This is a genomic window from Pseudomonas sp. PARCl1 (assembly GCF_947311875.1).
In the GTDB taxonomy this organism is placed as follows: domain Bacteria; phylum Pseudomonadota; class Gammaproteobacteria; order Pseudomonadales; family Pseudomonadaceae; genus Aquipseudomonas; species Aquipseudomonas juntendi.
The window spans coordinates 53,085-75,422 of the sequence record NZ_CAMZMX010000022.1; the positions used below are offsets into that span (position 1 = coordinate 53,085).

A 22,338-nucleotide genomic window follows, 5' to 3' on the forward strand; every position below is an offset into this window, starting at 1 on the left:
CCTTGCCATGACTAGCCCGATTCCGAAATCCGTGTCGCCGGCCAGCCCGGTGGACCAAAGCCTGCTCTACCCTTCGCCGTACAAAGAATTCTGGCAAGCCTTCGCGCGCAACAAAGGCGCGGTGATGGGCCTGGCGTTCATGTGCCTCGTGGTGTTCTGCGCGCTGTTCGCGCCATGGGTCGCCCCCCATGACCCCAGCGAGCAGTACCGCGACTTCCTGTTGACCCCACCGGTGTGGCTGGAGGGCGGCACCTGGCAGTTCATCCTTGGCACCGACGAACTCGGCCGCGACCTGCTTTCACGCCTGATCCAGGGCGCGCGGCTGTCGCTGCTGATCGGCCTGTCCTCGGTGGTGATGTCGCTGATCCCGGGCATCCTGCTAGGCCTGCTGGCCGGGTTCTTCCCGCAACTGCTGGGCCCGTCGATCATGCGCCTGATGGACGTGATGCTGGCCCTGCCGTCGCTGCTGCTGGCGGTGGCGATCGTCGCCATTCTCGGCCCAGGCCTGATCAACACGGTGATTGCGATCGCCATCGTATCGCTGCCCTCTTACGTGCGCCTGACCCGCGCCGCCGTCATGGGCGAGCTGAACCGCGACTACGTCACGGCCGCACGCCTGGCCGGCGCCGGCTTGCCACGCCTGATGTTCGTCACGGTGCTGCCCAACTGCATGGCACCGTTGATCGTGCAGGCCACCTTGAGTTTTTCCTCGGCGATCCTCGACGCCGCCGCCCTGGGCTTCCTTGGCCTGGGCGTGCAGCCGCCCACCCCCGAGTGGGGCACCATGCTGGCTTCGGCGCGTGACTACATCGAGCGTGCCTGGTGGGTGGTGAGCCTGCCCGGCCTGACCATTCTGCTCAGTGTGCTGGCAATCAACCTGATGGGCGACGGCCTGCGCGATGCGCTGGACCCGAAACTCAAGAACGCCGCCTGAGGAGAACGCCATGTCACTGTTACAGATCAACAACCTGAACGTGCGCTTCGGCGACGCCACTGCCGTACCGGTGGTCGATGGCCTGGACCTGGCGGTGGACGCCGGCGAGATCCTGGCGATCGTTGGCGAGTCCGGCTCGGGTAAATCGGTCACCATGATGGCCCTGATGGGCCTGATCGATGCGCCTGGGCGCATTACCGCCGACGCCCTCACGTTCGACGGCACCGACATGCTCAAGCTCAGCGGCCGGCAACGGCGCAAGGTGGTGGGCAAGGACATCGCCATGGTCTTCCAGGACCCGATGACCGCACTGAACCCCAGCTACACGGTAGGCTTCCAGATCGAGGAGGTGTTGCGCCAACACTTGGGCCTGAAGGGCAAGGCAGCGCGCCAACGTGCCCTTGAGCTATTGAAAAAGGTCGAGATCCCGGCGGCGGAAAGCCGCCTGGATGCCTACCCGCACCAGTTGTCCGGCGGCATGAGCCAGCGTGTGGCAATTGCCATGGCGATTGCCGGCGAACCCAAGCTGCTGATCGCCGATGAGCCCACCACCGCGCTGGACGTGACGATCCAGGCGCAGATCATGGAACTGCTGGTGAACCTGCAGAAAGAGCGCAACATGGCGCTGATCCTCATCACCCACGACCTTGCCGTGGTCGCCGAAACGGCCAGGCGGGTGTGCGTGATGTATGCCGGCCAGGCGGTGGAAGTTGGCCAGGTTCCGGAGCTGTTCGACCTGCCGGCCCACCCTTACAGCGAAGCCCTGCTGGCGGCCATCCCCGAACACAGCCTTGGCGCCGAACGCCTGGCTACCCTGCCCGGCATCGTGCCTGGCCGCTACGACCGGCCCGTGGGCTGCCTGCTGTCGCCGCGCTGCCCTTATGTACAGGACAACTGCCGGCGCCAGCGCCCGCCCCTCGACCCTCAGGCGCACAGCCTGGTGCGTTGCTTCTACCCGCTGAACCAGGAGGTGGCGTAATGGCCGTGGTTCTGACTGCCCGGGAATTGACCCGGCATTACGAAGTATCCCGCGGGCTGTTCAAAGGCCACGCACTGGTCCGCGCGCTCAACGGCGTGTCGTTCGAGCTGGAGGCCGGCAAGACCCTGGCGGTGGTGGGTGAGTCTGGCTGCGGCAAGTCGACCCTGGCCCGCGCCCTGACATTGATCGAAGAGCCGTCTTCCGGCTCCCTGCAAATTGCCGGCACCGAAGTCACTGGCGCCAGCAAGGCCCAGCGCAAGCAACTGCGCCGCGACGTGCAGATGGTATTCCAGAGCCCCTACGCTTCGCTCAACCCGCGGCAGAAGATTGGCGACCAGTTGGCCGAACCTTTGCTGATCAACACCTCGCTAAGCAAGGCCGAACGGCGAGACAAGGTGCAGAAGATGATGGAGCAGGTCGGCCTGCGCCCCGAGCATTATCAGCGCTACCCGCACATGTTCTCTGGCGGCCAGCGCCAGCGCATCGCCCTGGCCCGGGCGATGATGCTGCAGCCCAAGGTACTGGTGGCAGACGAACCGACTTCCGCGCTGGACGTGTCGATCCAGGCACAGGTACTGAACCTGTTCATGGACTTGCAGAAGGAGTTCAACACCGCCTACGTGTTCATCTCGCACAACCTCGCGGTGGTGCGGCACGTGGCCGACCAGGTGCTGGTGATGTACCTGGGAAGGCCTGCGGAAATGGGGCCTAAGGAGGACATCTACGAGAAGCCGCTGCACCCGTACACCCAGGCACTGCTGTCAGCGACACCGGCGATTCATCCCGACCCGCTGAAGCCGAAAATCAGAATTGCCGGGGAGTTGCCCAACCCGCTGAACCCGCCGGACGGCTGCGCGTTCCACAAGCGCTGCCCACATGCCACTGAGCGCTGCGCCAAGGACGTGCCGGCGTTCAGGCAAGTCGGTACACGGCAAGTGGCCTGTCATTACGCGGAGCAGTTTCTTTAATCAGTTGCCAGAGCGGTCTGCGCTGGCGTGAGGTTCACGCGACCTCTGCAGAAGCGGCCTTGCGCCGCGATGGGCCGCACCGCGGCCCCCAGCCGCTCAATGCATGAAAATCCAGATCAGGATAATCACCGGTATCGGCACGCCGATCATCCACAGCAATATCGAGCGCATGTTCAACCTCCGTCAATGGTGGCAATAGCAAAGGGCGGCCTGGGCCGCCCTTACTGTCAGTGCATGAACAGTGCAATCAGGATGATCACGGGAATCGGTACTCCAAGCATCCACAGCAATATCGAGCGCATGATAATTCTCCTTGCTTAACGTTGAACGGTGCGGGTAGTGACGTAGTCGCCTTCCAGCCACTGCACGCGGTCGCGCAGGCGGCCGCCATACAGGGCCGCGACGCTGGCGATAAAGGCGCCGCACAGCAGCGCGACGAAGGTCCACAGGGCAGTCCAGGCAGCTACCTTGGCGGCAGTGTCGGCCGCTTGCTTGGCATCGTTTTTCAGCTGCTGCACCTGAGCCATTACCTGGTCCACGCGAGCTTCGGCTTCGGCCTGGGTCAGGCGGGTACGCTGCGCCACCAACTGCGCCAGGTAGGTACGGTCCTCCGGAGGCAATGCGCCGTCCCCGGCAATGCCCTTGGCCAGAATGCGCGCGGCAACCCCATTGGCGGCGTCTTCGCTGACTGGCGCCGGGCCGTCACCGCGGAACAGGCTGTCGACGAAGTACCCCATCGAGTCATTGTTGCTGCCGGTAGCCGCCGATGCACCTGCGGCAGCAGACACCGTGGCCGCTTGCGACGCAGCGCTGGCCCCGGCACCTACCAGGTTGCCCGCCGCACCCAGCACCAGCATGGCGGCGACCAGGGTGGCCACTGCCCACGACAGGAAGCCATGCGCGGTATCGCGGAAGTACACCTCGTCACCGTGCAGGTTCGCCCACTTCACCCGCAGCCGGCCGGCAATATAACCGCCCATGCCCGATGCGATGATCTGCGTGAGCAGCAGCCAGACAATGGTAGAAACGCCCAGGGCTTTGGCACTCGCCCCTTCGTCAGCCCAAGGCGAGGTGGCGGCGAAGCCCAATCCCGCGCCCAGTACCACAAGGATGAGGGAAACGGATGCGGCAGCAGCCGCGCCAGCGAAGATGGCCGCCCAGGAAACACCTGAACGGCTTTGCGTATCGACAGCGGGGTAGTCGGCAGAGGTGATCATGATGTGTGCGCCTTATGTTGTTAGCGAGAATTCCATTCGCGCAGTAACCTTTGCAGTAGCTGTGCCAGCTGTGACAAAAAATGACGCCCATACAAATCAGTGGCTTAGCTCGCTGGCCGCCTGCTGAACCGTGCAAAATGCGCGAAAGCGCCCTATCCATCAGGTGTTCTGCATTCTTGTGATGGCTTGGCCGGCAAGGCATGATCCAGCCATGACGCTTCCCGATGACCCCGCCCAGACCCCACTCACCGCCGAGACCGTGCTGCGCTACCACCTGTGCTGGAAGCACCGTGACCTCGACGGCGTGATGGCGCTTTATCACCCCGATGTCCAGTATCACGACTTCTTCCAGAACCGCGTGCTGGGCTATCGCGAACTGCGCGACTACGTGCGCGCCTGCCTACCCCACGAAGCCGGCGAAGACATCGTCCACAGTGACCGTATCCGCGTCGATGGCTGCACCGCGTTCATCCAGTACCAGGTTACGGTGCAGGGCGGCGATGGCCTGGTGGCGTTTCAGTCCAGCGAGGCAATTACGGTGAGGGACGGCCTGATCTGGCGGGTCAACGAATATGCGACCCTGGTGCGCCAGCACGGCAACACCGCGGGCACCGGCGGCGCGCGGCCAGCCACCAGCCGCCTGGGCCTGTCACCGCGGCAGCTGTCGACCATGGCCCAGGACCTGGAACACTATTTTCAGCGCCAGCGCCCCTACCTGGACCCTGAACTGGATCTGCAGCAAGTTGCCGATGCCAGTGGCTACAGTCGCAACCAGATTTCCTACCTGCTGAACCAGGTGCTTGGGCAAAGCTTCTACCGCTACGTCAACCAGGCGCGCCTGCAGCACCTGATGGCCAGCCTTGATGACAACAGCGCCGGAACACCCATCGATGACCTGGCGTTCAACGCTGGCTTCAATTCGCTGTCGGCGTTCTACAAGTGCTTCCGTGAACACACCGGGCTCACACCCAAGGCCTACCTGAAGCAAATTTCCCTGCGTGCACGCACGTAAGACAGCCGCCCACTCGCCCGACTAGGATCGGCCACAGACCTTGACGGACGTGGAGCCGAACCCGATGCAACCCCTGCGCACGCTCAGCCTGTGGATGGACCAGCTCGACGAGCCGCTGTGCGCCCGCCCGGCCCTGCGCGACGACCTGGACGCGGATGTGTGCATCATCGGCGCGGGCTACACCGGGCTGTGGACCGCCTACTACCTCAAGCGCCAGGCACCCCAGCTGAACATTGCACTGATCGATGCCAACATCGCCGGTTTCGGCGCCTCTGGGCGCAACGGTGGCTGGCTGATGGGCAACCTGCTCGGCGAAGACCGCCTGCTCGCCAGCCTGTCACCGCAGCAGCGCCGCGCCAGCATCGACCTGCTGCACGGGATTCCGGACGAGGTGCACAGCGTGCTGCAGCGCGAAGGCATCGACTGCCACTACCGCAAAGGGGGCGTGCTGTATTGCGCCGCGCGCTACCCGGAACAGGAACGCAGCCTGCGCGCCTACCTCGACGACCTGTACCGCCAGGGCATGACCGAAGACGACTACCGTTGGTTGCGCCCCGAACAGCTGGACGCGCAGCTACGGGTCAGCAACGCCTATGGCGCGATCTACAGCCCGCACACGGCGACCATTCAGCCGGCCATGCTCGCCCGGGGCCTGGCCCGGGCGCTGGAAGCGCTGGGTGTACCGATCTACGAAAATACCCCAGCCATCGACTGGCAACCGGGTGAGGTGCGTACACCACTGGCGCGCATTCGCTGCCAATGGGTGGTGCCCGCCGTGGAAGGCTACGCCGCCAGCCTGCCACCGTTGGGCAAACACCAACTGCCGGTGCAGAGCCTGCTGGTGGCCACCGAGCCACTACCCGAGGCGACCTGGGAACAGATCGGCCTGAGCCAGGGCCAGGCCTTCAGCGAAAGCAGCCGCCAGGTCACCTATGGCCAGCGCACGGCCGACAACCGGCTGGTATTCGGCGCCCGGGGCGGGTACCGCTTCGGCGGCCGCCTGCGTGAAAACTTCAACCTCGACGAACACGAAATCGAGCTGCGCCGCTACCTGTTCAGCGAACTGTTCCCACAGCTCAAGCATGTGCGCATCACCCACTCGTGGGGTGGCAACCTTGGCATGGCGCGGCGCTTCCGCCCACACATGCTCTGCGACCGCCAGCGCGGCATCGCCCTGGCCGGCGGTTACGGCGGCGAAGGCGTTGGCGCCACCAACCTGGGCGGGCGGACCCTGGCGGCCCTGATCCTCAACCAGCACAACGCGCTGACGGCGCAACCGTGGGTGCTCGACAACCGCCCGGTTTCAAGCCTGGCCAGCTGGCCCCCCGAGCCCTGCCGCTGGCTGGGCTACAACGCAATCATCCAGAGCTTCGTCCACGAGGACCGGACCCTCGCCAACCCCGCCAGCGCGCCTTGGAGGCGGCGCCTGGCCAGCTCGCTCGCGGACTTCATGGAAGGCTTCATGCACTGATTCCCTTTCCCCTACACAGGATCCACCGGTCATGCGCATCACCCAGTTCAAGAATACCGACAGCGTCGCACTGGCTAGCGCCAGCCCGGTAGCGGTGCCGCTCGGCGAACCCGTGGCAGTGGCTTCGGTCACCAGCGTGGAACGCGACGACGGCGTCGAAACCGGTATCTGGGAGTGCACCCCCGGGCGTTGGCGGCGGCAGATCGTGCAACAGGAGTTCTGCCATTTCATCAAGGGCCGCTGCACCTTCACCCCCGACGGTGGCGAGCCCCTGCTTATAGAAGCCGGAGACGCATTGATGCTACCGGCCAATAGCACCGGCACCTGGGACATCCAGGAAACCGTGCGCAAGACCTACGTACTGATTTTCTGATCCGCTAATCGCCTGCCTTCGATAACGACAGACAAAGCAAGGTAACCCCGACATGCGCACACGCCTTCTTGCACCCTTGATGCTGGCCGCCAGTGTGGCCAGTGCCGCCGAAACGGTGAAAATCTACAACTGGTCCAGCTACGTGGCACCCGACACGCTGAAAAATTTCCAGCAAGCCACTGGCATCGTGCCCACCTACGACGTGTATGACAGCAACGAAACCCTCGACGGCAAGCTGATGACCGGCAACTCTGGCTACGACGTGGTGTTCCCCTCCAACCACTTCATGGCCCGGCAGATCCAGGGCAAGGCCTTGAAACGCCTGGACAAGTCGCAGCTGCCCAACTGGCAGAACCTCAACCCGGTGCTGCTCAAGGCGCTGGAGGTGAATGACCCGGGCAACCAGTACGGTTTCCCCTACCTGTGGGGCAGCACCGGAATCGGCTACAACATCGACAAGGTCAAGGCGGTACTGGGCGACAACGCGCCGCTGGACTCGTGGGACCTGATCTTCAAGCCCGAATACATGAGCAAGCTGAAAAGCTGCGGTGTAGCGGTGCTGGACAACGGCCCCGAGCTGCTGCCGATTGCCCTGCACTACCTGGGCCTGCCGCACCACAGCCAGAACCCGGCAGACTACGACAAGGCCAAGGCGCTGTTGATGCAGGTACGGCCCTACATCAGCTACTTCCACTCCTCGAAATACACTGGCGACCTGGCCAACGGCGATGTCTGCGTGGTGGTGGGCTTCTCGGGGGATGTGCTGCAGGCGAAGAACCGCGCCGAAGAGGCGCACAACGGCGTCAAGGTGGGCTATTCGATACCCAAGGAAGGCGCGCCGTTGTGGTTCGACATGGTGGCCATGCCGGCCGATGCGCCGGATGAAAAGGCTGGCTATGCCTACATGAACTACCTGATGCAGCCGGAGGTGATGGCCAACATCAGCAACCATGTGCAGTATGCCAACGGCAACCTCAAGGCAGACGGGCTGGTGGACCCTGCGCTGAAAGGCAATGCGATGATTTACCCGAGCGAGGCCGTGATGGGCAAGCTGTATGCGCTGGAGGCGATGCCGGCCAAGATCGACCGTATCAGGACGCGGATCTGGACCAGTATCAAGGCCGGGAATTGAAATGGGGCCGCTTTGCGGCCCTTCGCGGGCACGCCCGCTCCCACAGGGATATCACCAGAGCTGAGGGCAGTGATAGCCTTGTGGAAGCGGGCGTGCCCGCGAAGGGCTGCAAGGCAGCCCCAAATCCAATAGTCAGTGGTGCTCGCGGGTAGCGCGGAACTTGATGTCCGGCCAGCGTTCTTCCATCAGCGCCAGGTTGACCCGGGTCGGCGCCAGGTAAGTGAGGTGGCCGCCACCATCGATGGCCAGGTTTTCCATGGCCTTGGTCTGGAATTCCTCGAGCTTCTTCTTGTCGTCGCAGCTGATCCAGCGGGCCGACCACACGGTGATCGGCTCGTAGGCGCACTCGACCTTGTACTCTTCCTTCAGGCGGCTGGCGACCACGTCGAACTGCAGCACACCGACCGCACCCAGGATGATGTCGTTGCTGCGCTCAGGGAAGAACACCTGCGTGGCACCCTCTTCCGCCAGCTGCTGCAAGCCCTGGCGCAGCTGCTTGGACTTCAGCGGGTCCTTCAGGCGCACACGGCGGAACAGCTCCGGGGCGAAGTGCGGGATACCGGTAAAGCCCAGGGCCTCGCCTTCGGTGAAGGTATCACCGATCTGGATGGTGCCGTGGTTGTGCAGGCCGATGATGTCGCCGGCAAAGGCCTCTTCCAGTTGCTCACGCTCGGAGGAGAAGAAGGTCAGCGCATCGCCGATACGCAGGTCCTTGTTCAGGCGCACGTGGCGCATCTTCATGCCCTTTTCGTACTTGCCCGAGCAGATGCGCATGAACGCGATACGGTCGCGGTGTTTCGGGTCCATGTTCGCCTGGATCTTGAACACGAAACCGGTGAACTTCTCTTCGACCGGCTCTACGGTACGTTCGTGGGCCACACGCCCCAGCGGCCGCGGCGCCCAGTCGACCACCGCGTCGAGCACGTGGTCGACACCGAAGTTACCGAGTGCCGTACCGAAGAACACCGGGGTCAGTTGGCCATTGATGAACTCTTCCTGGTTGAACTCGTGGCAAGCACCCTGCACCAGCTCCAGTTGCTCGACGAACGAATCGTATTGGTCACCCAGGTGGGCACGGGCCTCGTCGGAGTCCAGCTTCTGGATGATCTTGGCCTCGGTGCGCTCATGGCCGTGGCCAGGGGTGTACACCACGATGTAGTCACCGGTGAGGTGGTACACGCCCTTGAAGTCACGGTAGCAACCGATCGGCCAGGTGATCGGCGCGGCCTTGATCTTCAGCACCGCCTCGATCTCGTCGAGCAGTTCGATCGGGTCGCGAATGTCACGGTCGAGTTTGTTGATGAAGCTGACGATGGGCGTGTCGCGCAGGCGGCAGACGTCCATCAGGGCGATGGTCCGCGGCTCTACACCTTTACCGCCGTCCAGCACCATCAGCGCCGAGTCCACGGCGGTCAGGGTACGGTAGGTGTCTTCGGAAAAGTCTTCGTGGCCGGGGGTGTCGAGCAGGTTGATCATGTGCTCGCGGTACGGGAACTGCATCACCGAGGTGGTGATGGAGATGCCGCGCTGCTTCTCCATTTCCATCCAGTCGGAAGTGGCATGGCGGTCGGACTTGCGCGACTTCACGGTACCGGCGACGGCAATGGCCTTGCCCATCAGCAGCAGCTTTTCGGTGATGGTGGTCTTACCGGCGTCGGGGTGGGAAATGATTGCGAAAGTGCGGCGCTTCGCGACTTCGGCGGCCTGGTTGGTCATGGGAAATCGCCTGACTGGGGGATTTGAAAGGGGCGATATCATACCTGAAGTTGGGCGGGGACCAAAATCTGCTGATTGAGAGGTTGCAGGTCTGGCAGCAGATTCACCACACAATCGCTTTATCACGACAAATGGCCACAGGGCAGTTATTTCAACGCCTGCAGCGCGCCAAGCCGCTGTTTTCTCGCGCCAGGTTTGCATTCCCCCAGTGATTAACGCTGGCCAAATGCCGCCTCAAATGGGAACCTTTAGGGCCTTGGAGACGTCCACTCCCCTGCAACCCGCTTCGGTTGAGGGCTGGTTTCATCAGCATTTTCGGGCCCGACGGGGTTCGGCTCATGGCCAGATCGCAGCCTTCGGTTTGCATCTGACTGCTACTCGCGAACACACCACCCGCCGCCACCCCTGGCCGGCAACCAAGAAGTGTGCTCGCCGACAACACAAGGAGTCCGCCTGTGGCTAAACGCTACGGTAAAGGGCTGTTGGGATGGGCCGCCGTGCTCGTCATCCTGGCCCTGCTGGTCCACTGGATCGGCATCGACACGATCGCGCGGTATCGCGACGATCTTGGGTTCTACCTGCAAGCGCACCTGGTATTGGTGCTGGCCTCGATGGCGGCGGCACTGGCCGTGGGCATCCCCGCCGGCATTGCGCTCAGTCGGCCGCACCGGGTCGACCAAGCCGAGCGCTTCATGCAGTTCTTCAACGTTGGCAATACCATTCCTCCCCTGGCCGTTCTGGCCATCGCCCTGAGTATCCTGGGCATCGGCGCCGGGCCGGCGATCTTCGCACTGTTCCTCGCCTCCCTCCTGCCCATCGTGCGCAACACCTACGAAGGCCTGAAAAACGTCCCCGCCTCGCTCAAGGAAGCCGCCACGGGCATTGGCATGACCCCACGCCAGCAACTGTGGCAGGTCGAGCTGCCCAACGCCGTGCCAATCATTGTCGGCGGTGTTCGCGTGGCCCTGGCCTTGAACGTGGGCACCGCACCGCTGGCATTCCTGATTGGCGCCAATAGCCTGGGCAGCCTGATCTTCCCCGGCATCGCCCTGAACAACCAGCCCCAGCTGCTGCTGGGGGCCGCCTGTACCGCACTGCTGGCCCTGCTACTGGACGCGGCGGTGAGTTTCTCCAGCAAGCGCTGGCTGGAACGTGGCCTGGCCCACTAAGGATAGGGAACGCATGAAGAAAACAATCGCCTTGCTGCTGGGCGCGGCCTTGCTGTTCGCAGGAGTTGCCCAGGCAGCGGAAAAGCCCCAGATCCGCATCGGCGCGCGGGTGTTCACCGAACAGACCGTACTGGCCGAAATCACCGCGCAGTACCTGCGTGCCAACGGTTTCGACGTGCGCGTCACCACCGGCCTGGGTAGCAACATCGCGCGCCAGGCCCAGGAAACCGGCCAGCTCGACCTGATGTGGGAATACACCGGCGTATCGCTGGTGTCGTACAACCACATCGAAGAACGCATGCCCAGCGCCGAAGCCACCTACGCCAAGGTCAAGGCGCTGGACGCGAAAAAAGGCCTGGTCTGGCTGACCCCGTCGAAGTTCAGCAACACCTACGCCTTGGGCCTGCCCAAGCAAGTGGCCGAGGCCTATCCGCAGGTCAACAGCATCAGCGACCTTAACCAGGTACTGCGTGACGAAAGCGAGCGCAAGCACTTGGTGGCGCTGGACACCGAGTTCGCCAACCGCCCCGATGGCCTGGTCGGCCTGAAGGCGATGTACGACCTGCAACTGGGCCGCGCCAACATCCGCCAGATGGACGCGGGCCTGGTCTACACCGCCATGCGCAACAACCAGGTGTTCGCCGGCCTGGTGTACACCACCGATGGCCGCCTGAGCGCCTTCAACCTGAAGCTGCTGGAAGACGACAAGCACTACTTCCCTGACTACACGGCCGCGCCGGTGGTGCGCAAGGCCGTGCTCGACGCCAACCCGCAGCTGGCGGGGCTGCTCAAACCGCTGGCCGAGCAACTGGACGATGAAACCATGCGCCAGCTCAACGCCAAGGTCGATGTCGAGCACCAGAACCCGACCGCCGTGGCCGCCGCCTTCCTGCGCGATCACCCACTGACCAGCGAGGGCCAGCCATGAACCTGATCGATACCTTCAACCACCTCGACTGGACCCAGGTACTGAACCTGACCGGCCAACACATCATGCTGGTCGGTGTGGCCGTGGGCCTGGCGATTCTGGTGGGCGTGCCGCTGGGCATCCTCATGACCCGCTTCCCTGCCCTGGCCGGCCCGCTGCAGGCCAGCGCCACGGTACTGCTGACCATCCCGTCGATCGCCCTGTTCGGCCTGTTGCTGCCGCTTTACTCCAAATTCGGCCAAGGCCTCGGGCCGCTCCCAGCGATTACCGCCGTGTTCCTGTATTCGCTGTTGCCGATCATGCGCAACACCTACCTGGCCCTGACCAATGTCGAACCCGGCATCCGCGAAGCCGCGCGCGGCATCGGCATGACCTTCGGCCAGCGCCTGCGCATGGTCGAGCTGCCCATCGCCGTGCCGGTGATCCTCGCCGGCGTGCGTACCGCCGTGGTGATGAACATCGGCGTCATGACCATTGCCGCCACCATCGGCGCCGGCGGCCTTGGCGTGCTGATCCTGACCTCCATCAGCCGCAGCGACATGTCGATGCTGCTGGTCGGCGCGGTACTGGTCAGCCTGCTGGCCATCATCGCCGACCTGCTGCTGCAAACCCTGCAACGTGCCCTGACTCCAGAAGGACTGCGCTCATGATCGAACTGAAGAACCTCAGCAAAACCTTCAACGTCAACGGCAAGGACGTCAAAGCCGTCGACGCGGTAAGCCTCACCGTCAACGAAGGGGAAATCTGCGTGTTCCTCGGCCCATCGGGCTGCGGCAAAAGCACCACGCTGAAAATGATCAACCGCCTGATCACGCCAACCTCGGGCCAGGTGTTCATCAATGGCGAGGACACCACCGGGCTGGACGAAGTGACCCTGCGCCGGCACATCGGCTATGTGATCCAGCAGATCGGCCTGTTCCCCAACATGACCATCGAAGAGAACATCACCGTGGTGCCGCGCCTGCTCGGCTGGGACAAGCAGAAATGCCACGAACGCGCCCGCGAACTGATGCACATGATCAAGCTCGAGCCCAAACAGTACCTGCAACGCTACCCGCGCGAGCTTTCCGGTGGCCAGCAGCAGCGTATCGGCGTGATCCGCGCGCTGGCGGCCGATGCGCCGGTGCTGTTGATGGACGAACCGTTCGGCGCGGTCGACCCGATCAACCGTGAAATGATCCAGAACGAATTCTTCGAAATGCAACGGGCGCTGAACAAGACCGTGATCATGGTCAGCCACGACATCGACGAAGCGATCAAGCTTGGCGACAAGATTGCCATCTTCCGTGCCGGCAAGTTGCTGCAGCTGGACCACCCCGACACCCTGCTGGCGCACCCGGCAGACGAGTTCGTGAGCAACTTCGTAGGCCAGGACAGCACCCTCAAGCGCCTGCTGCTGGTGCGCGCCGAAGATGCGGCAGACAACGCCCCGGCGGTCAGCCCGGAAACCCCGGTAAGCGATGCGCTGGAACTGCTCGACGAACACGACCGCCGCTACGTGGTGGTCACCGACGCGCAGAACAAGGCCCTGGGCTATGTACGCCGGCGGGACATGCACCGCCAGCAGGGCACCTGTGGTGACTTCCTGCGCCCGTTCAACGCCACTGCCTCGCACGACGAGCACCTGCGCATCCTGCTGTCGCGCATGTACGAGTTCAACCGGGCGTGGTTGCCGGTGCTGGATGCCGAGCAGGTGTTCCTCGGCGAGGTGACACAGGAGTCGATTGCGGCGTACCTGAGTTCCGGCCGCTCACGCGGCGCCAAGACCAGCATCGTCTCCCCGGCCGAGGCGGTGGCATCCTGAGGAGCGCTGCCCAGTGATGCGCAGCAAGGTGCGGATACGGGTTTCCCGCACCTGAAACGTCGCATCCGTTGGTCGGTAACAAAAAATTTATGCGCGATTTTCGGTACGTGGGTACCAGAAAAGCGTGGCCATAAATATGAACACCTCCGGTGCCATCGGGCATCAAGCTGCTGCCACAGGGTAGGTCAAAACCCTGTAGCAGCGGCCTCACCCGCACATGGGCCGGCGTGGTCCATTCCACAATTTTTTACGCTTGAAACACCACCGGGAACATCAGCCGGTCATATGAGTCGTTTATTCAAACGACAGGTGGCCGATCAACGCCGATCACGCCAGGATTGCCTGTTGATTCTGCATTCTTCACGCCCTAAAGTGCGCGCCGAACGTCCATGCTGGAAACGATCCATCCGGCTCAAGTACTGAGTAGGCGAACCAAAGTGGGGATACGGAGGACGTTCAGTTTGCAGCCACTTAATCTTTCAGTTTGCCCATGGAGTCCCTGAGCATGTCGATCCAGGTCGAAGACTATTTCGCGCGTGATACCTTCCAGAAAATGAAGGCGTTCGCCGACAAGCAGGAAACCCCGTTCGTACTCATCGATACCCAGATGATCAGCCAGGCCTACGACGACCTGCGCGCGGGTTTCGAATTCGCCAAGGTCTACTATGCGGTGAAGGCCAACCCGGCTGTCGAGATCATCGACCTGCTCAAGGAGAAAGGTTCGAGCTTCGACATCGCCTCGATCTACGAGCTGGACAAGGTGTTGGGCCGCGGCGTCAGCGCTGACCGCATCAGCTATGGCAACACCATCAAGAAGTCCAAGGACATCCGCTACTTCTACGAGAAGGGCGTGCGCCTGTATGCCACCGACTCCGAAGCCGACCTGCGCAACATCGCCAAGGCCGCCCCGGGCTCGAAAGTGTACGTGCGTATCCTCACCGAAGGCTCGACCACTGCCGACTGGCCGCTGTCGCGCAAATTCGGCTGCCAGACCGACATGGCCATGGACCTGCTGATCCTGGCCCGCGACCTGGGCCTGGTGCCCTACGGCATCTCCTTCCACGTCGGTTCGCAACAGCGCGACATCAGCGTGTGGGACGCCGCCATCGCCAAGGTCAAGGTGATCTTCGAGCGCCTGAAGGAAGAAGACGGCATCGAACTGAAGCTGATCAACATGGGCGGTGGCTTCCCGGCCAACTACATCACCCGTACCAACAGCCTGGAAACCTACGCCGAAGAAATCATTCGCTTCCTCAAGGAAGACTTTGGTGACGAGCTGCCGGAAATCATCCTCGAACCTGGCCGTTCGCTGATCGCCAACGCCGGCATCCTGGTCAGCGAAGTGGTGCTGGTTGCACGCAAGTCGCGTACCGCCGTCGAGCGCTGGATCTACACCGACGTGGGCAAGTTCTCCGGCTTGATCGAAACCATGGACGAAGCCATCAAGTTCCCGATCTGGACCGAGAAGAAAGGCGAAACCGAAGAAGTGGTCATCGCCGGCCCTACCTGCGACAGCGCCGACATCATGTACGAGAACTACAAGTACGGCCTGCCGCTGAACCTGGCCATTGGTGACCGCCTGTACTGGCTGTCGACCGGTGCCTACACCACCAGCTACAGCGCAGTGGAATTCAACGGCTTCCCGCCGCTGAAGGCCTACTACCTATAATGCACAACGGGGCCGCGAGGCCCCGTTTTCATGTGTGCAGATGCCGAGATCAGCGCTATCGAGGTGGGAGCCGGCTTGCCGGCGATTGGGCCAGCACAGGCAACTTCAAGCTTCGCGCCGTTCGATTTCCTCGGCATAGCGCGCGGCAAACGCCATGAGCACCGGCCCCGCGCCCTGCAGGGTCACCAGCGCCGCACGCAGGAAATTCAGGTTACCCTCGACCCGCGCACGCTCCAGCCAAGGCGCAGCCTCGGCTACCTGGCCACGCTCGACCAGCACCAGCCCCAGGCTGAACATGCCGCGAAAATCCCCTGCCTCGGCCGACCGGCGATACCAGCGCACCGCACGCGCGGGGCTGGGCGCGGTGGCAATGCCCTGCTCCAGATAGCGCCCGTACAGGTTCATCGACTTGGCATGCCCCTGCTGTGCGGCCTTCTCGTAGCACATCAGCGCCTGCGCCTGGTTGGCCGGCACACCACGCCCGGTCGCCAGCAGGTTACCCAGGTTGTACAGCCCCCAAGCAAGCCCGGCATCGGCGGCGCGGGCATAGTGCACGGCGGCTTGAGCCAGGTTTACCGCACCGCCCCAGCCATGCTCCAGGCAACGCCCGAGCATGTTATGCGCCATGGCGTTGCCACCTTGCGCGGCAATGGCAAACCAGCGCCGGGCAACCTCGGCGTCGGCTTCTATCCCGCGCCCATCGAGCAGGATCTGCCCGAGCAGCAACTGCGCTTCGACCACGCCCTGCCCCGCCGCTGCCAGGATGGCCTGGGCCGCCTTGCCCGGGCTTTGCTCAAGCATGGCCCGCAACCCGGCCACGTCCAGCACTTCCTCACGCCGCAACTGATAGCCCACGGTCAGACCTCGGCCCAGCGGCGCAGCAGGTTGTGGTAGGTCCCCGTCAATTGCAGCAACGCAGGGTGTTCTGGCACATCGGCCGTCAGTTGCTGGATGGCATTGTCCATTTCGAACAGCAGCGCGCGCTGGCTGTCCTCACGCACCAGGCTCTGGGTCCAGAAGAAGGCGGCATAGCGCTGCCCGCGGGTGACCGGGTTGACCTTGTGCAGGCTGGTGCCGGGGTACAGCACCAGGTCTCCGGCCGCCAGCTTGACCTGCTGCTCACCATAGGTGTCCTGTATGACCAGTTCCCCCCCGTCGTAGCTGCCCGGGTCGCTGAGAAACAGCGTGGACGACAGGTCGGTACGCACGCGCTCCGGGCTGCCCTTGGGCTGGCGCAGGGCATTGTCGATGTGAAAGCCGAAATTGCCGCCCTCGCGGTAGCAATTGATCAGTGGCGGGAACACCTTGTGCGGCAACGCCGCCGACAGGAAGCGCGGGGTCTTCCACAGGCGGTCGATCAGCGCGGTGCCGATTTCCTTGGCCAGCGGGTGCCCTTCTGGCAGTTGCAGGTTGTGCTTGGCCTTGGCCGACTGGTAGCCGGCAGTCACCTTGCCATCGGCCCAGTCAGCCTGCTCCAGCGCCTCGCGAATACGGGCCAGTTCGTCAGCGGCGAACAGGCCTGGGATGTGCAGCAGCATGGCAAGGTTACCGTCGGGAACTGTAAAGGCCCAATGATATTGATTCCCTTTTGCGCTACACAAGCCTTTTCGCCGCTTAGGACGTTTCAGCCGATTGGAAATTTAAGGGCAAATTGTAAAGATTGTAAATTCTTCACGAATGGTAACGAATCTCAATTGTTAGTCACAATCGATTACATTAGTATCCGCCGCCTCACCACCTTGGGGAAGGTTTCCAGCAATGCGCCAGTCCGTACCATCTGCAGTAAGCTCACCGCGTCTGATCGTTAGCGCCATAGGCATCGCGCTTGGCGCATCGTCGGCCTACGCCGCCGACCCGGCTGCCAGCAGTGCCATCACCCTGGATGCCACCAGCGTGAACGGCAAGGCTGAGCAGGCCAGCAGCGACTACAAAACCGAGCGCGCTGCTTCGCAGAAGTACACTGCGCCGTTGGTGGACACCCCGCGCTCGGTCACGGTGATCCCGCAACAGGTGATCAAGGATACCAACGCCCTGACCCTGCAAGACGCGCTGCGCACCGTGCCAGGCATTACCTTCGGCGCCGGCGAAGGTGGCAACCCGCAAGGCGACCGCCCGTTCATTCGCGGTTTCGACGCCCAGGGCGACACCTACCTGGACGGCGTGCGCGACACTGGCGCACAAACCCGCGAAATCTTCGCCATCGAGTCGGTTGAAGTGGCCAAGGGCCCGAACTCCGCCGTAGGTGGCCGCGGGGCAGCGGGCGGTACCATCAACCTGGTGAGCAAGCGCGCGCACCTGGGCAACTCGCTGGACGGTGCCTGGACCTGGGGCAGCGACCAGACCCAACGCTATACCTTCGACGGTAACTACCAATTCAGCGATACCGTGGCCGGCCGCCTGAACCTAATGACCCATGAAAGCAACGTCGCCGGCCGCGACAAGGTGAACTACGACCGCTGGGGCATCGCCCCGTCGCTGGCCTTCGGCCTGGGCACGCCAACCCGCGTCAACCTCGACTACTACCACCTGGAAAGCGACGACCTGCCGGACTCGGGCATCCCGTACAGCATTCCGTTGGCTGGCAGCGCTGCCCGTACTTCGGCCCACCCGAGCAAGCCGGATGATGGCGGCGACAGCGACAACTTCTATGGCCTGAGCGGTCGCGACTTCCGCAAGAGCCGGGTGGATATCGCCACCTTCGCCATCGAACACGACCTGACCGACGCGCTGACCGTGAAGAACACCCTGCGCCACGGCAACAGCATGCAGGACTACATCCTCACCCAACCGGACGACAGCAAGGGCAACGTCAACAACGGCAGCGTCTGGCGCCGGGCCAACACCCGCGTTGGCAACACCGCCACCACCACCAACCAGACCGACCTGTTTGGCGAGTTCTACCTGGGCGGCATGAAGAACAGCTTCTCCACCGGCATCGAGCTGGGCCGCGAAGAAAGCGACCGCTCCAGCTACACCGTCAACACCAACACCGGGCTGAACGCATCCGTGTGCAACCCCGGCCTGATCGGCGCCAACAGCGGCTACAACTGCACCTCGCTGAGCAACCCGAACCCGGATGACCCGTGGAACGGCAGCATCGCCCGCAACTACGCCGGCACCGACACCAAGAGCGACACCCGCGCCCTGTATGTATTCAACACCCTTGAGTTGTCGCCTGCATGGCTGGTGAACATGGGCCTGCGTTACGACCACTTCGATACCCAGTACCGCACCTATGACGCTGCTGGCGCCACCGTGGTCAATGCCAAGGGCGTAGCCGCCAAAGGCAAGGATACCAGCGAGTTCGTCACCGGCCAGCTGGGCCTGGTATGGAAACCGGCCGACAACGGCAGCGTCTACGTGTCCTACGCCACCTCTGCTACCCCACCGGGTGCAATGCTGGGCGAAGGCATGGAGGCCAACCCACTGGGCAACACCACCGACCGTGCCGGCAACCTGTTGAGCAGCGACATGGAGCCGGAAGAAACCACCAACTACGAAATCGGCACCAAGTGGGACCTGCTCGACCAGCGCCTGTCGCTGACCGCCGCGCTGTTCCGCACCGAGAAGGAAAACGCGCGCGTTCAGGTCGGTACCACAAGCTACGAGAACGTCGGCGAAACCCGCGTGCAGGGTATCGAACTGTCGGCCAGCGGCAAGATCACCGCCAAGTGGCAAGTGTTCGCTGGCTACACCTACATGCAGGCCCGCCAGATCGACGGCGGCCCGCTGGGCAAGGCCAACGACGGCAACCAGTTGCCGAACACCCCGAACAACAGCGCCAGCGTGTGGACCACCTACGCGATTACACCAAAGCTGACCGTGGGCGGCGGTGCGTTCTACGTGGATGACGTGTACGGCAGCGTAGCCAACACCACCATGGTCGACAGCTATGTACGCTACGACGCCATGGCTGCCTACAAGCTGACCAAGAACATCGACCTGCAATTGAACGTGCAGAACCTGACCAACGAGGTTTACTACGACAAGACCTTCTCCACCCACTTCGCCAACCAGGCGGCTGGGCGCACGGCATTGCTGACCACCAGCGTGCACTTCTGACAGGGGTTGGGTTGACCGGGCGGCGCTGGTAAAACGCAACACGCTAAAAAACACCCACCCCGGCCCCGTTCATCTCCGTGAGCGGGGCTTTTGCGTATCAAGGCATAATGCACGCCGCGCAGCATGCGGCAGAAACACAAGGTGATGATGTGGTGAAGAAGACGCTGTTCCAATTGCACTGGTTCTTTGGCATCACCGCTGGCCTGGTGCTGGCCTTGATGGGCATTACCGGAGCTCTGTACTCGTTCCAGGAAGAACTGCTGCGCGCCTTCAATGCCGACGTGCTGAAGGTCGAGGTGCGCGCCGAAGGCGTACTGCCGCCAGCCGAGCTGGTGCAACGGGTCGAAGCCCAGCAACACGAGAAGGTATCGATGCTGTGGGTGGATGTGCGCGAAGGCAATGCCGCCCGTATCTTCTTCATGCCCGCACCGGGCGAACGCCGTGGCCTGCTGCGCTACGCCGACCCGTACACCGGCGAGCTCAAGGGCGAAGTGGCCGGGCAAGGCTTCTTCAACCTCATGCTCACCCTGCACCGCTTCCTGGCGATGGGTGATACCGGCCGGCAGATCACGGGCGCTTGCACCCTGCTGCTGGTGTTTTTCTGCCTGTCCGGCCTGTACCTGCGCTGGCCGCGCAAGGCGCTTAACTGGCGCACATGGCTGACCTTGGACTGGGCCAAGAAGGGCCGCGCCTTCAACTGGGACCTGCACGCCGTGGCCGGCACCTGGTGCCTGCTGTTCTACCTGCTGTTTGCCCTGACCGGGCTGTTCTGGTCCTACGAGTGGTACCGCGAAGGCCTGAACAGGCTGCTGGCCGATGTCCCGGCCGCTGGCCAGCAGCACAAACGCGGTGAGGGCCGCGGCCGCCACGGGCCGCAAAAGGTCGACCCCAATGCGCCGCCGCGGGTGGTCGACTACGATGCCATCTGGACCAGCCTCAAACAGGCTGCCGGGCCCGGCCTGGCGGCGTACAACCTGCGCCTGCCAGCGGCAGGCGGTCAGCCGGCCAACCTGTTCTACTTGCTGGACAGCGCCGACCACCCACGGGCCTTCAACACCCTGGTGCTGGACCCGGCCACCGGCCAGGTCAGGCGCCAGGAGCGCTATACCGACAAATCCTTCAAGGCCCAACTGCTGCAAAGCGTCTACGCCCTGCATGTGGGTGAATACTTTGGCCTGCCGGGGCGCATCATCGTCACCATCGCCAGCCTGACCATGCCGCTGTTCTTCGTCACCGGCTGGCTGCTATACCTCGACCGCCGCCGCAAGAAGCGCCAGGTGCGCGCCGCTCGCGGCAGCGTGGCCGCCAACAGTGGTAACGGCGACAGCTGGCTGATCGGTTTCGCCAGCCAGAGCGGCCTGGCCGAGCAACTGGCCTGGCAGAGCGCCGGCCAGTTGCAGGCAGCCGGCCTGCCGGTGCAGGTCCGCGCCCTGGCCGAACTGGGTGAGGCAGACTTGCGCCAGGCCCGCCGCGCACTGTTTGTGGTCAGCACCTTCGGCGACGGTGAAGCCCCCGACAGCGCGCGAGCCTTCGAGCGCAAAGTGCTCGGGCAGCCCTGGGCGCTGAACAACCTCAGCTACGCCTTGCTCGCCCTTGGCGATCGCCAGTACCCGCACTTCTGCGGTTTCGCCCGCCGCCTGCAAGCGTGGCTCGCCGAGCGCGGGGCCAACAGCGCGTTCAGCCCGGTGGAAGTGGACAATGCCGACCAGGCTGCCCTGCAGCAGTGGCAGCAAGCGCTGGCGCAGCTGACCGGGGCCCAGCCGGTGGCCGCCTGGCAACCCCCAAGTTTCGCCAACTGGACGCTGGTGCAGCGCAAGCTGCTCAACCCCGGCAGCCAGGGCCGGCCGGTCTACCTGCTCGGCTTGCAACCGCAAACCCCGGTCAGTTGGGAGGCTGGCGACCTGGTGGAAGTGCTGCCACTCAATGGTCCACCGCGGGTCGCCGCGTTCCTCAAGGGCATGGCGGTCGATGCAACCACAGCGGTGCAGGTCAATGGCCTGAGTGAAACCCTGGCCCAGGCGCTGGCCGGTCGCCAGTTGCCCACGCGCCGTGATCACTTGGTCGGGCTGCAGCCGCAGGCGCTGGTCGATGCCCTGGTGCCGATTGGCAGCCGTGAATACTCCATCGCCTCGATTGCCAGCGATGGCGTGCTCGAGTTGATCGTACGCCAGGAGCGCCACGCCGATGGGCAGCTGGGCCTGGGTTCCGGCTGGTTGACCGAATACCTGCCGCTCAATGGCACCTTGAGCCTGCGCCTGCGCCGCAACAGCAGCTTCCACCTGCCGGGCCACGCCGCACCCATGATCCTGATCGGCAACGGCACTGGCCTGGCCGGCCTGCGCAGCCTGATGCGGGCGCGGGTGAATGCGGGGGAGCAGCGCAACTGGCTGCTGTTCGGTGAGCGTAACCGCGCCCATGACCTGTTGTGTGGTGAAGAGCTGCAAGGCTGGCTGGCCAACGGCGACCTGGCACGGCTGGACCTGGCGTTCTCTCGCGATCAAGCCGAGAAAGTGTATGTGCAGGATGTGTTGCTGCAGCAGGCCGAGGCGTTCAAGCGTTGGCTGGCAGAGGGTGCGTGTGTGTATGTCTGCGGCAGCCTGCAAGGCATGGCTGCGGGGGTGGATGCGGCGCTCAATGGCATCCTTGGGGAGGCTGCTGTGCAGCAATTGATCGAGGATGGGCGGTATCGGCGGGATGTGTACTGATCAGCCTTTGATGTAGCCGGCACTGGCCCTATCCAGCTCCCACAGGGATCGCCTTAGGGCTGACAGGTGTTTGCCACAAGGTATGGCAGCGCCTGTGAGATCGAGCGCCGCCCGCGCGGCGCATCGCGAGCTGCGCTCGCTCCTACGTTTGTTTCGGGCCAATTATTCCTGTGGGATTCGCGCGCGAACGCCTTGGTGC

The 22,338-nt window shown here is 63.5% G+C and carries 18 protein-coding genes; 14 read left to right on the forward strand and 4 right to left on the reverse strand.

Annotation, left to right across the window (positions count from 1 at the left end):
* Nucleotides 1–7 precede the first annotated feature (7 nt).
* Genes QME24_RS13885 through QME24_RS13895 form a run of 3 tightly spaced genes read left to right on the forward strand, consistent with a single transcriptional unit; the run spans nt 8 to nt 2,881 of the window.
* On the forward strand, nt 8–934 hold the full coding sequence (locus tag QME24_RS13885; RefSeq protein ID WP_009685150.1) for an ABC transporter permease subunit: 927 nt from the start codon (nt 8–10) through the stop codon (nt 932–934).
* 10 nt (nt 935–944) lie between these two features.
* The gene (locus QME24_RS13890; protein ID WP_029885062.1) at nt 945–1,913 is read left to right on the forward strand and encodes an ABC transporter ATP-binding protein; all 969 of its coding nucleotides are present in this window, start codon (nt 945–947) and stop codon (nt 1,911–1,913) included.
* Entirely contained in the window at nt 1,913–2,881 is a 969-nt protein-coding gene (locus QME24_RS13895; RefSeq protein WP_009685148.1) for a peptide ABC transporter ATP-binding protein, read from the forward strand. The genes QME24_RS13890 and QME24_RS13895 overlap by 1 nt, the downstream gene beginning before the upstream one ends.
* Nucleotides 2,882–3,198: 317 nt before the next feature.
* On the opposite strand, the gene QME24_RS13900 is transcribed toward QME24_RS13895, so the two are convergent.
* Nucleotides 3,199–4,098 (reverse strand): hypothetical protein, encoded by a 900-nt coding sequence (locus QME24_RS13900; RefSeq protein ID WP_029885064.1) that lies wholly within the window; start codon nt 4,096–4,098, stop codon nt 3,199–3,201.
* A 211-nt stretch (nt 4,099–4,309) separates the two neighbouring features.
* On the opposite strand from QME24_RS13900, the gene QME24_RS13905 reads away from it, so the two are divergent.
* The 4 genes from QME24_RS13905 (at nt 4,310) to QME24_RS13920 (ending at nt 8,086) form a co-directional block, all read left to right on the forward strand.
* Nucleotides 4,310–5,110: a nuclear transport factor 2 family protein gene (locus QME24_RS13905; protein ID WP_009685145.1), complete on the forward strand. Its 801-nt coding sequence runs from the start codon at nt 4,310–4,312 to the stop codon at nt 5,108–5,110.
* Nucleotides 5,111–5,174: 64 nt separating this feature from the next.
* Complete coding sequence (locus tag QME24_RS13910; protein WP_029885065.1) at nt 5,175–6,581, forward strand: FAD-dependent oxidoreductase; 1,407 nt, start codon at nt 5,175–5,177, stop codon at nt 6,579–6,581.
* A gap of 31 nt (nt 6,582–6,612) precedes the next feature.
* A complete protein-coding gene (locus QME24_RS13915) occupies nt 6,613–6,954 on the forward strand; it encodes a cupin domain-containing protein (RefSeq protein ID WP_009685143.1) in 342 nt (113 codons plus the stop codon).
* A gap of 52 nt (nt 6,955–7,006) precedes the next feature.
* The gene (locus QME24_RS13920) at nt 7,007–8,086 is read left to right on the forward strand and encodes a polyamine ABC transporter substrate-binding protein (protein WP_029885066.1); all 1,080 of its coding nucleotides are present in this window, start codon (nt 7,007–7,009) and stop codon (nt 8,084–8,086) included.
* Nucleotides 8,087–8,218: 132 nt separating this feature from the next.
* Here the strand turns inward: QME24_RS13920 and QME24_RS13925 are convergent, their stop codons facing one another.
* Nucleotides 8,219–9,802 carry a peptide chain release factor 3 gene (locus QME24_RS13925; protein WP_003248481.1) on the reverse strand — a complete coding sequence of 528 codons (1,584 nt, stop codon included), beginning with the start codon at nt 9,800–9,802 and terminating at the stop codon, nt 8,219–8,221.
* 455 nt (nt 9,803–10,257) lie between these two features.
* Here QME24_RS13925 and QME24_RS13930 point away from each other — a divergent pair, with 455 nt between their 5' ends.
* The 5 genes from QME24_RS13930 to QME24_RS13950 all read left to right on the forward strand — a co-directional run bounded on the left by QME24_RS13930 (nt 10,258) and on the right by QME24_RS13950 (nt 15,372).
* The gene (locus tag QME24_RS13930; protein ID WP_054905882.1) at nt 10,258–10,971 is read left to right on the forward strand and encodes an ABC transporter permease; all 714 of its coding nucleotides are present in this window, start codon (nt 10,258–10,260) and stop codon (nt 10,969–10,971) included.
* Nucleotides 10,972–10,984: 13 nt separating this feature from the next.
* On the forward strand, nt 10,985–11,899 hold the full coding sequence (locus QME24_RS13935; RefSeq protein WP_029885068.1) for a glycine betaine ABC transporter substrate-binding protein: 915 nt from the start codon (nt 10,985–10,987) through the stop codon (nt 11,897–11,899).
* Nucleotides 11,896–12,549, forward strand: coding sequence for an ABC transporter permease (locus QME24_RS13940; RefSeq protein ID WP_054905881.1), 654 nt, complete (start codon nt 11,896–11,898; stop codon nt 12,547–12,549). The genes QME24_RS13935 and QME24_RS13940 overlap by 4 nt, the downstream gene beginning before the upstream one ends.
* Nucleotides 12,546–13,703: an ABC transporter ATP-binding protein gene (locus QME24_RS13945; RefSeq protein ID WP_054911402.1), complete on the forward strand. Its 1,158-nt coding sequence runs from the start codon at nt 12,546–12,548 to the stop codon at nt 13,701–13,703. The genes QME24_RS13940 and QME24_RS13945 overlap by 4 nt, the downstream gene beginning before the upstream one ends.
* A gap of 505 nt (nt 13,704–14,208) precedes the next feature.
* Nucleotides 14,209–15,372 carry a type III PLP-dependent enzyme gene (locus QME24_RS13950; protein WP_029885071.1) on the forward strand — a complete coding sequence of 388 codons (1,164 nt, stop codon included), beginning with the start codon at nt 14,209–14,211 and terminating at the stop codon, nt 15,370–15,372.
* Nucleotides 15,373–15,477: 105 nt separating this feature from the next.
* Here the strand turns inward: QME24_RS13950 and QME24_RS13955 are convergent, their stop codons facing one another.
* Nucleotides 15,478–16,227, reverse strand: a complete 750-nt coding sequence (locus tag QME24_RS13955) for a tetratricopeptide repeat protein (RefSeq protein WP_029885072.1) — start codon at nt 16,225–16,227, stop codon at nt 15,478–15,480.
* A gap of 2 nt (nt 16,228–16,229) precedes the next feature.
* On the reverse strand, nt 16,230–16,910 hold the full coding sequence (locus tag QME24_RS13960) for a Fe2+-dependent dioxygenase (protein ID WP_029885073.1): 681 nt from the start codon (nt 16,908–16,910) through the stop codon (nt 16,230–16,232).
* Between the two features lie 220 nt (nt 16,911–17,130).
* Here QME24_RS13960 and QME24_RS13965 point away from each other — a divergent pair, with 220 nt between their 5' ends.
* Both QME24_RS13965 and QME24_RS13970 read left to right on the forward strand, forming a co-directional pair.
* Nucleotides 17,131–19,434 (forward strand): TonB-dependent siderophore receptor, encoded by a 2,304-nt coding sequence (locus QME24_RS13965; RefSeq protein WP_064314424.1) that lies wholly within the window; start codon nt 17,131–17,133, stop codon nt 19,432–19,434.
* A gap of 149 nt (nt 19,435–19,583) precedes the next feature.
* Nucleotides 19,584–22,139 carry a PepSY domain-containing protein gene (locus QME24_RS13970; RefSeq protein ID WP_281690872.1) on the forward strand — a complete coding sequence of 852 codons (2,556 nt, stop codon included), beginning with the start codon at nt 19,584–19,586 and terminating at the stop codon, nt 22,137–22,139.
* Nucleotides 22,140–22,338: the final 199 nt, after the last annotated feature.

Coding starts and splice junctions, on each gene's coding strand:
- QME24_RS13935 (WP_029885068.1), top strand. CDS start 10,985: ATGAAGAAAACAATCGCCTTGCTGCTGGGCGCGGCCTTGCTGTTCGCA.
- QME24_RS13915 (WP_009685143.1), top strand. CDS start 6,613: ATGCGCATCACCCAGTTCAAGAATACCGACAGCGTCGCACTGGCTAGC.
- QME24_RS13945 (WP_054911402.1), top strand. CDS start 12,546: ATGATCGAACTGAAGAACCTCAGCAAAACCTTCAACGTCAACGGCAAG.
- QME24_RS13960 (WP_029885073.1), bottom strand. CDS start 16,910: ATGCTGCTGCACATCCCAGGCCTGTTCGCCGCTGACGAACTGGCCCGT.
- QME24_RS13895 (WP_009685148.1), top strand. CDS start 1,913: ATGGCCGTGGTTCTGACTGCCCGGGAATTGACCCGGCATTACGAAGTA.
- QME24_RS13940 (WP_054905881.1), top strand. CDS start 11,896: ATGAACCTGATCGATACCTTCAACCACCTCGACTGGACCCAGGTACTG.
- QME24_RS13890 (WP_029885062.1), top strand. CDS start 945: ATGTCACTGTTACAGATCAACAACCTGAACGTGCGCTTCGGCGACGCC.
- QME24_RS13925 (WP_003248481.1), bottom strand. CDS start 9,802: ATGACCAACCAGGCCGCCGAAGTCGCGAAGCGCCGCACTTTCGCAATC.
- QME24_RS13885 (WP_009685150.1), top strand. CDS start 8: ATGACTAGCCCGATTCCGAAATCCGTGTCGCCGGCCAGCCCGGTGGAC.
- QME24_RS13905 (WP_009685145.1), top strand. CDS start 4,310: ATGACGCTTCCCGATGACCCCGCCCAGACCCCACTCACCGCCGAGACC.
- QME24_RS13910 (WP_029885065.1), top strand. CDS start 5,175: ATGCAACCCCTGCGCACGCTCAGCCTGTGGATGGACCAGCTCGACGAG.
- QME24_RS13900 (WP_029885064.1), bottom strand. CDS start 4,098: ATGATCACCTCTGCCGACTACCCCGCTGTCGATACGCAAAGCCGTTCA.
- QME24_RS13965 (WP_064314424.1), top strand. CDS start 17,131: ATGCGCCAGTCCGTACCATCTGCAGTAAGCTCACCGCGTCTGATCGTT.
- QME24_RS13920 (WP_029885066.1), top strand. CDS start 7,007: ATGCGCACACGCCTTCTTGCACCCTTGATGCTGGCCGCCAGTGTGGCC.
- QME24_RS13950 (WP_029885071.1), top strand. CDS start 14,209: ATGTCGATCCAGGTCGAAGACTATTTCGCGCGTGATACCTTCCAGAAA.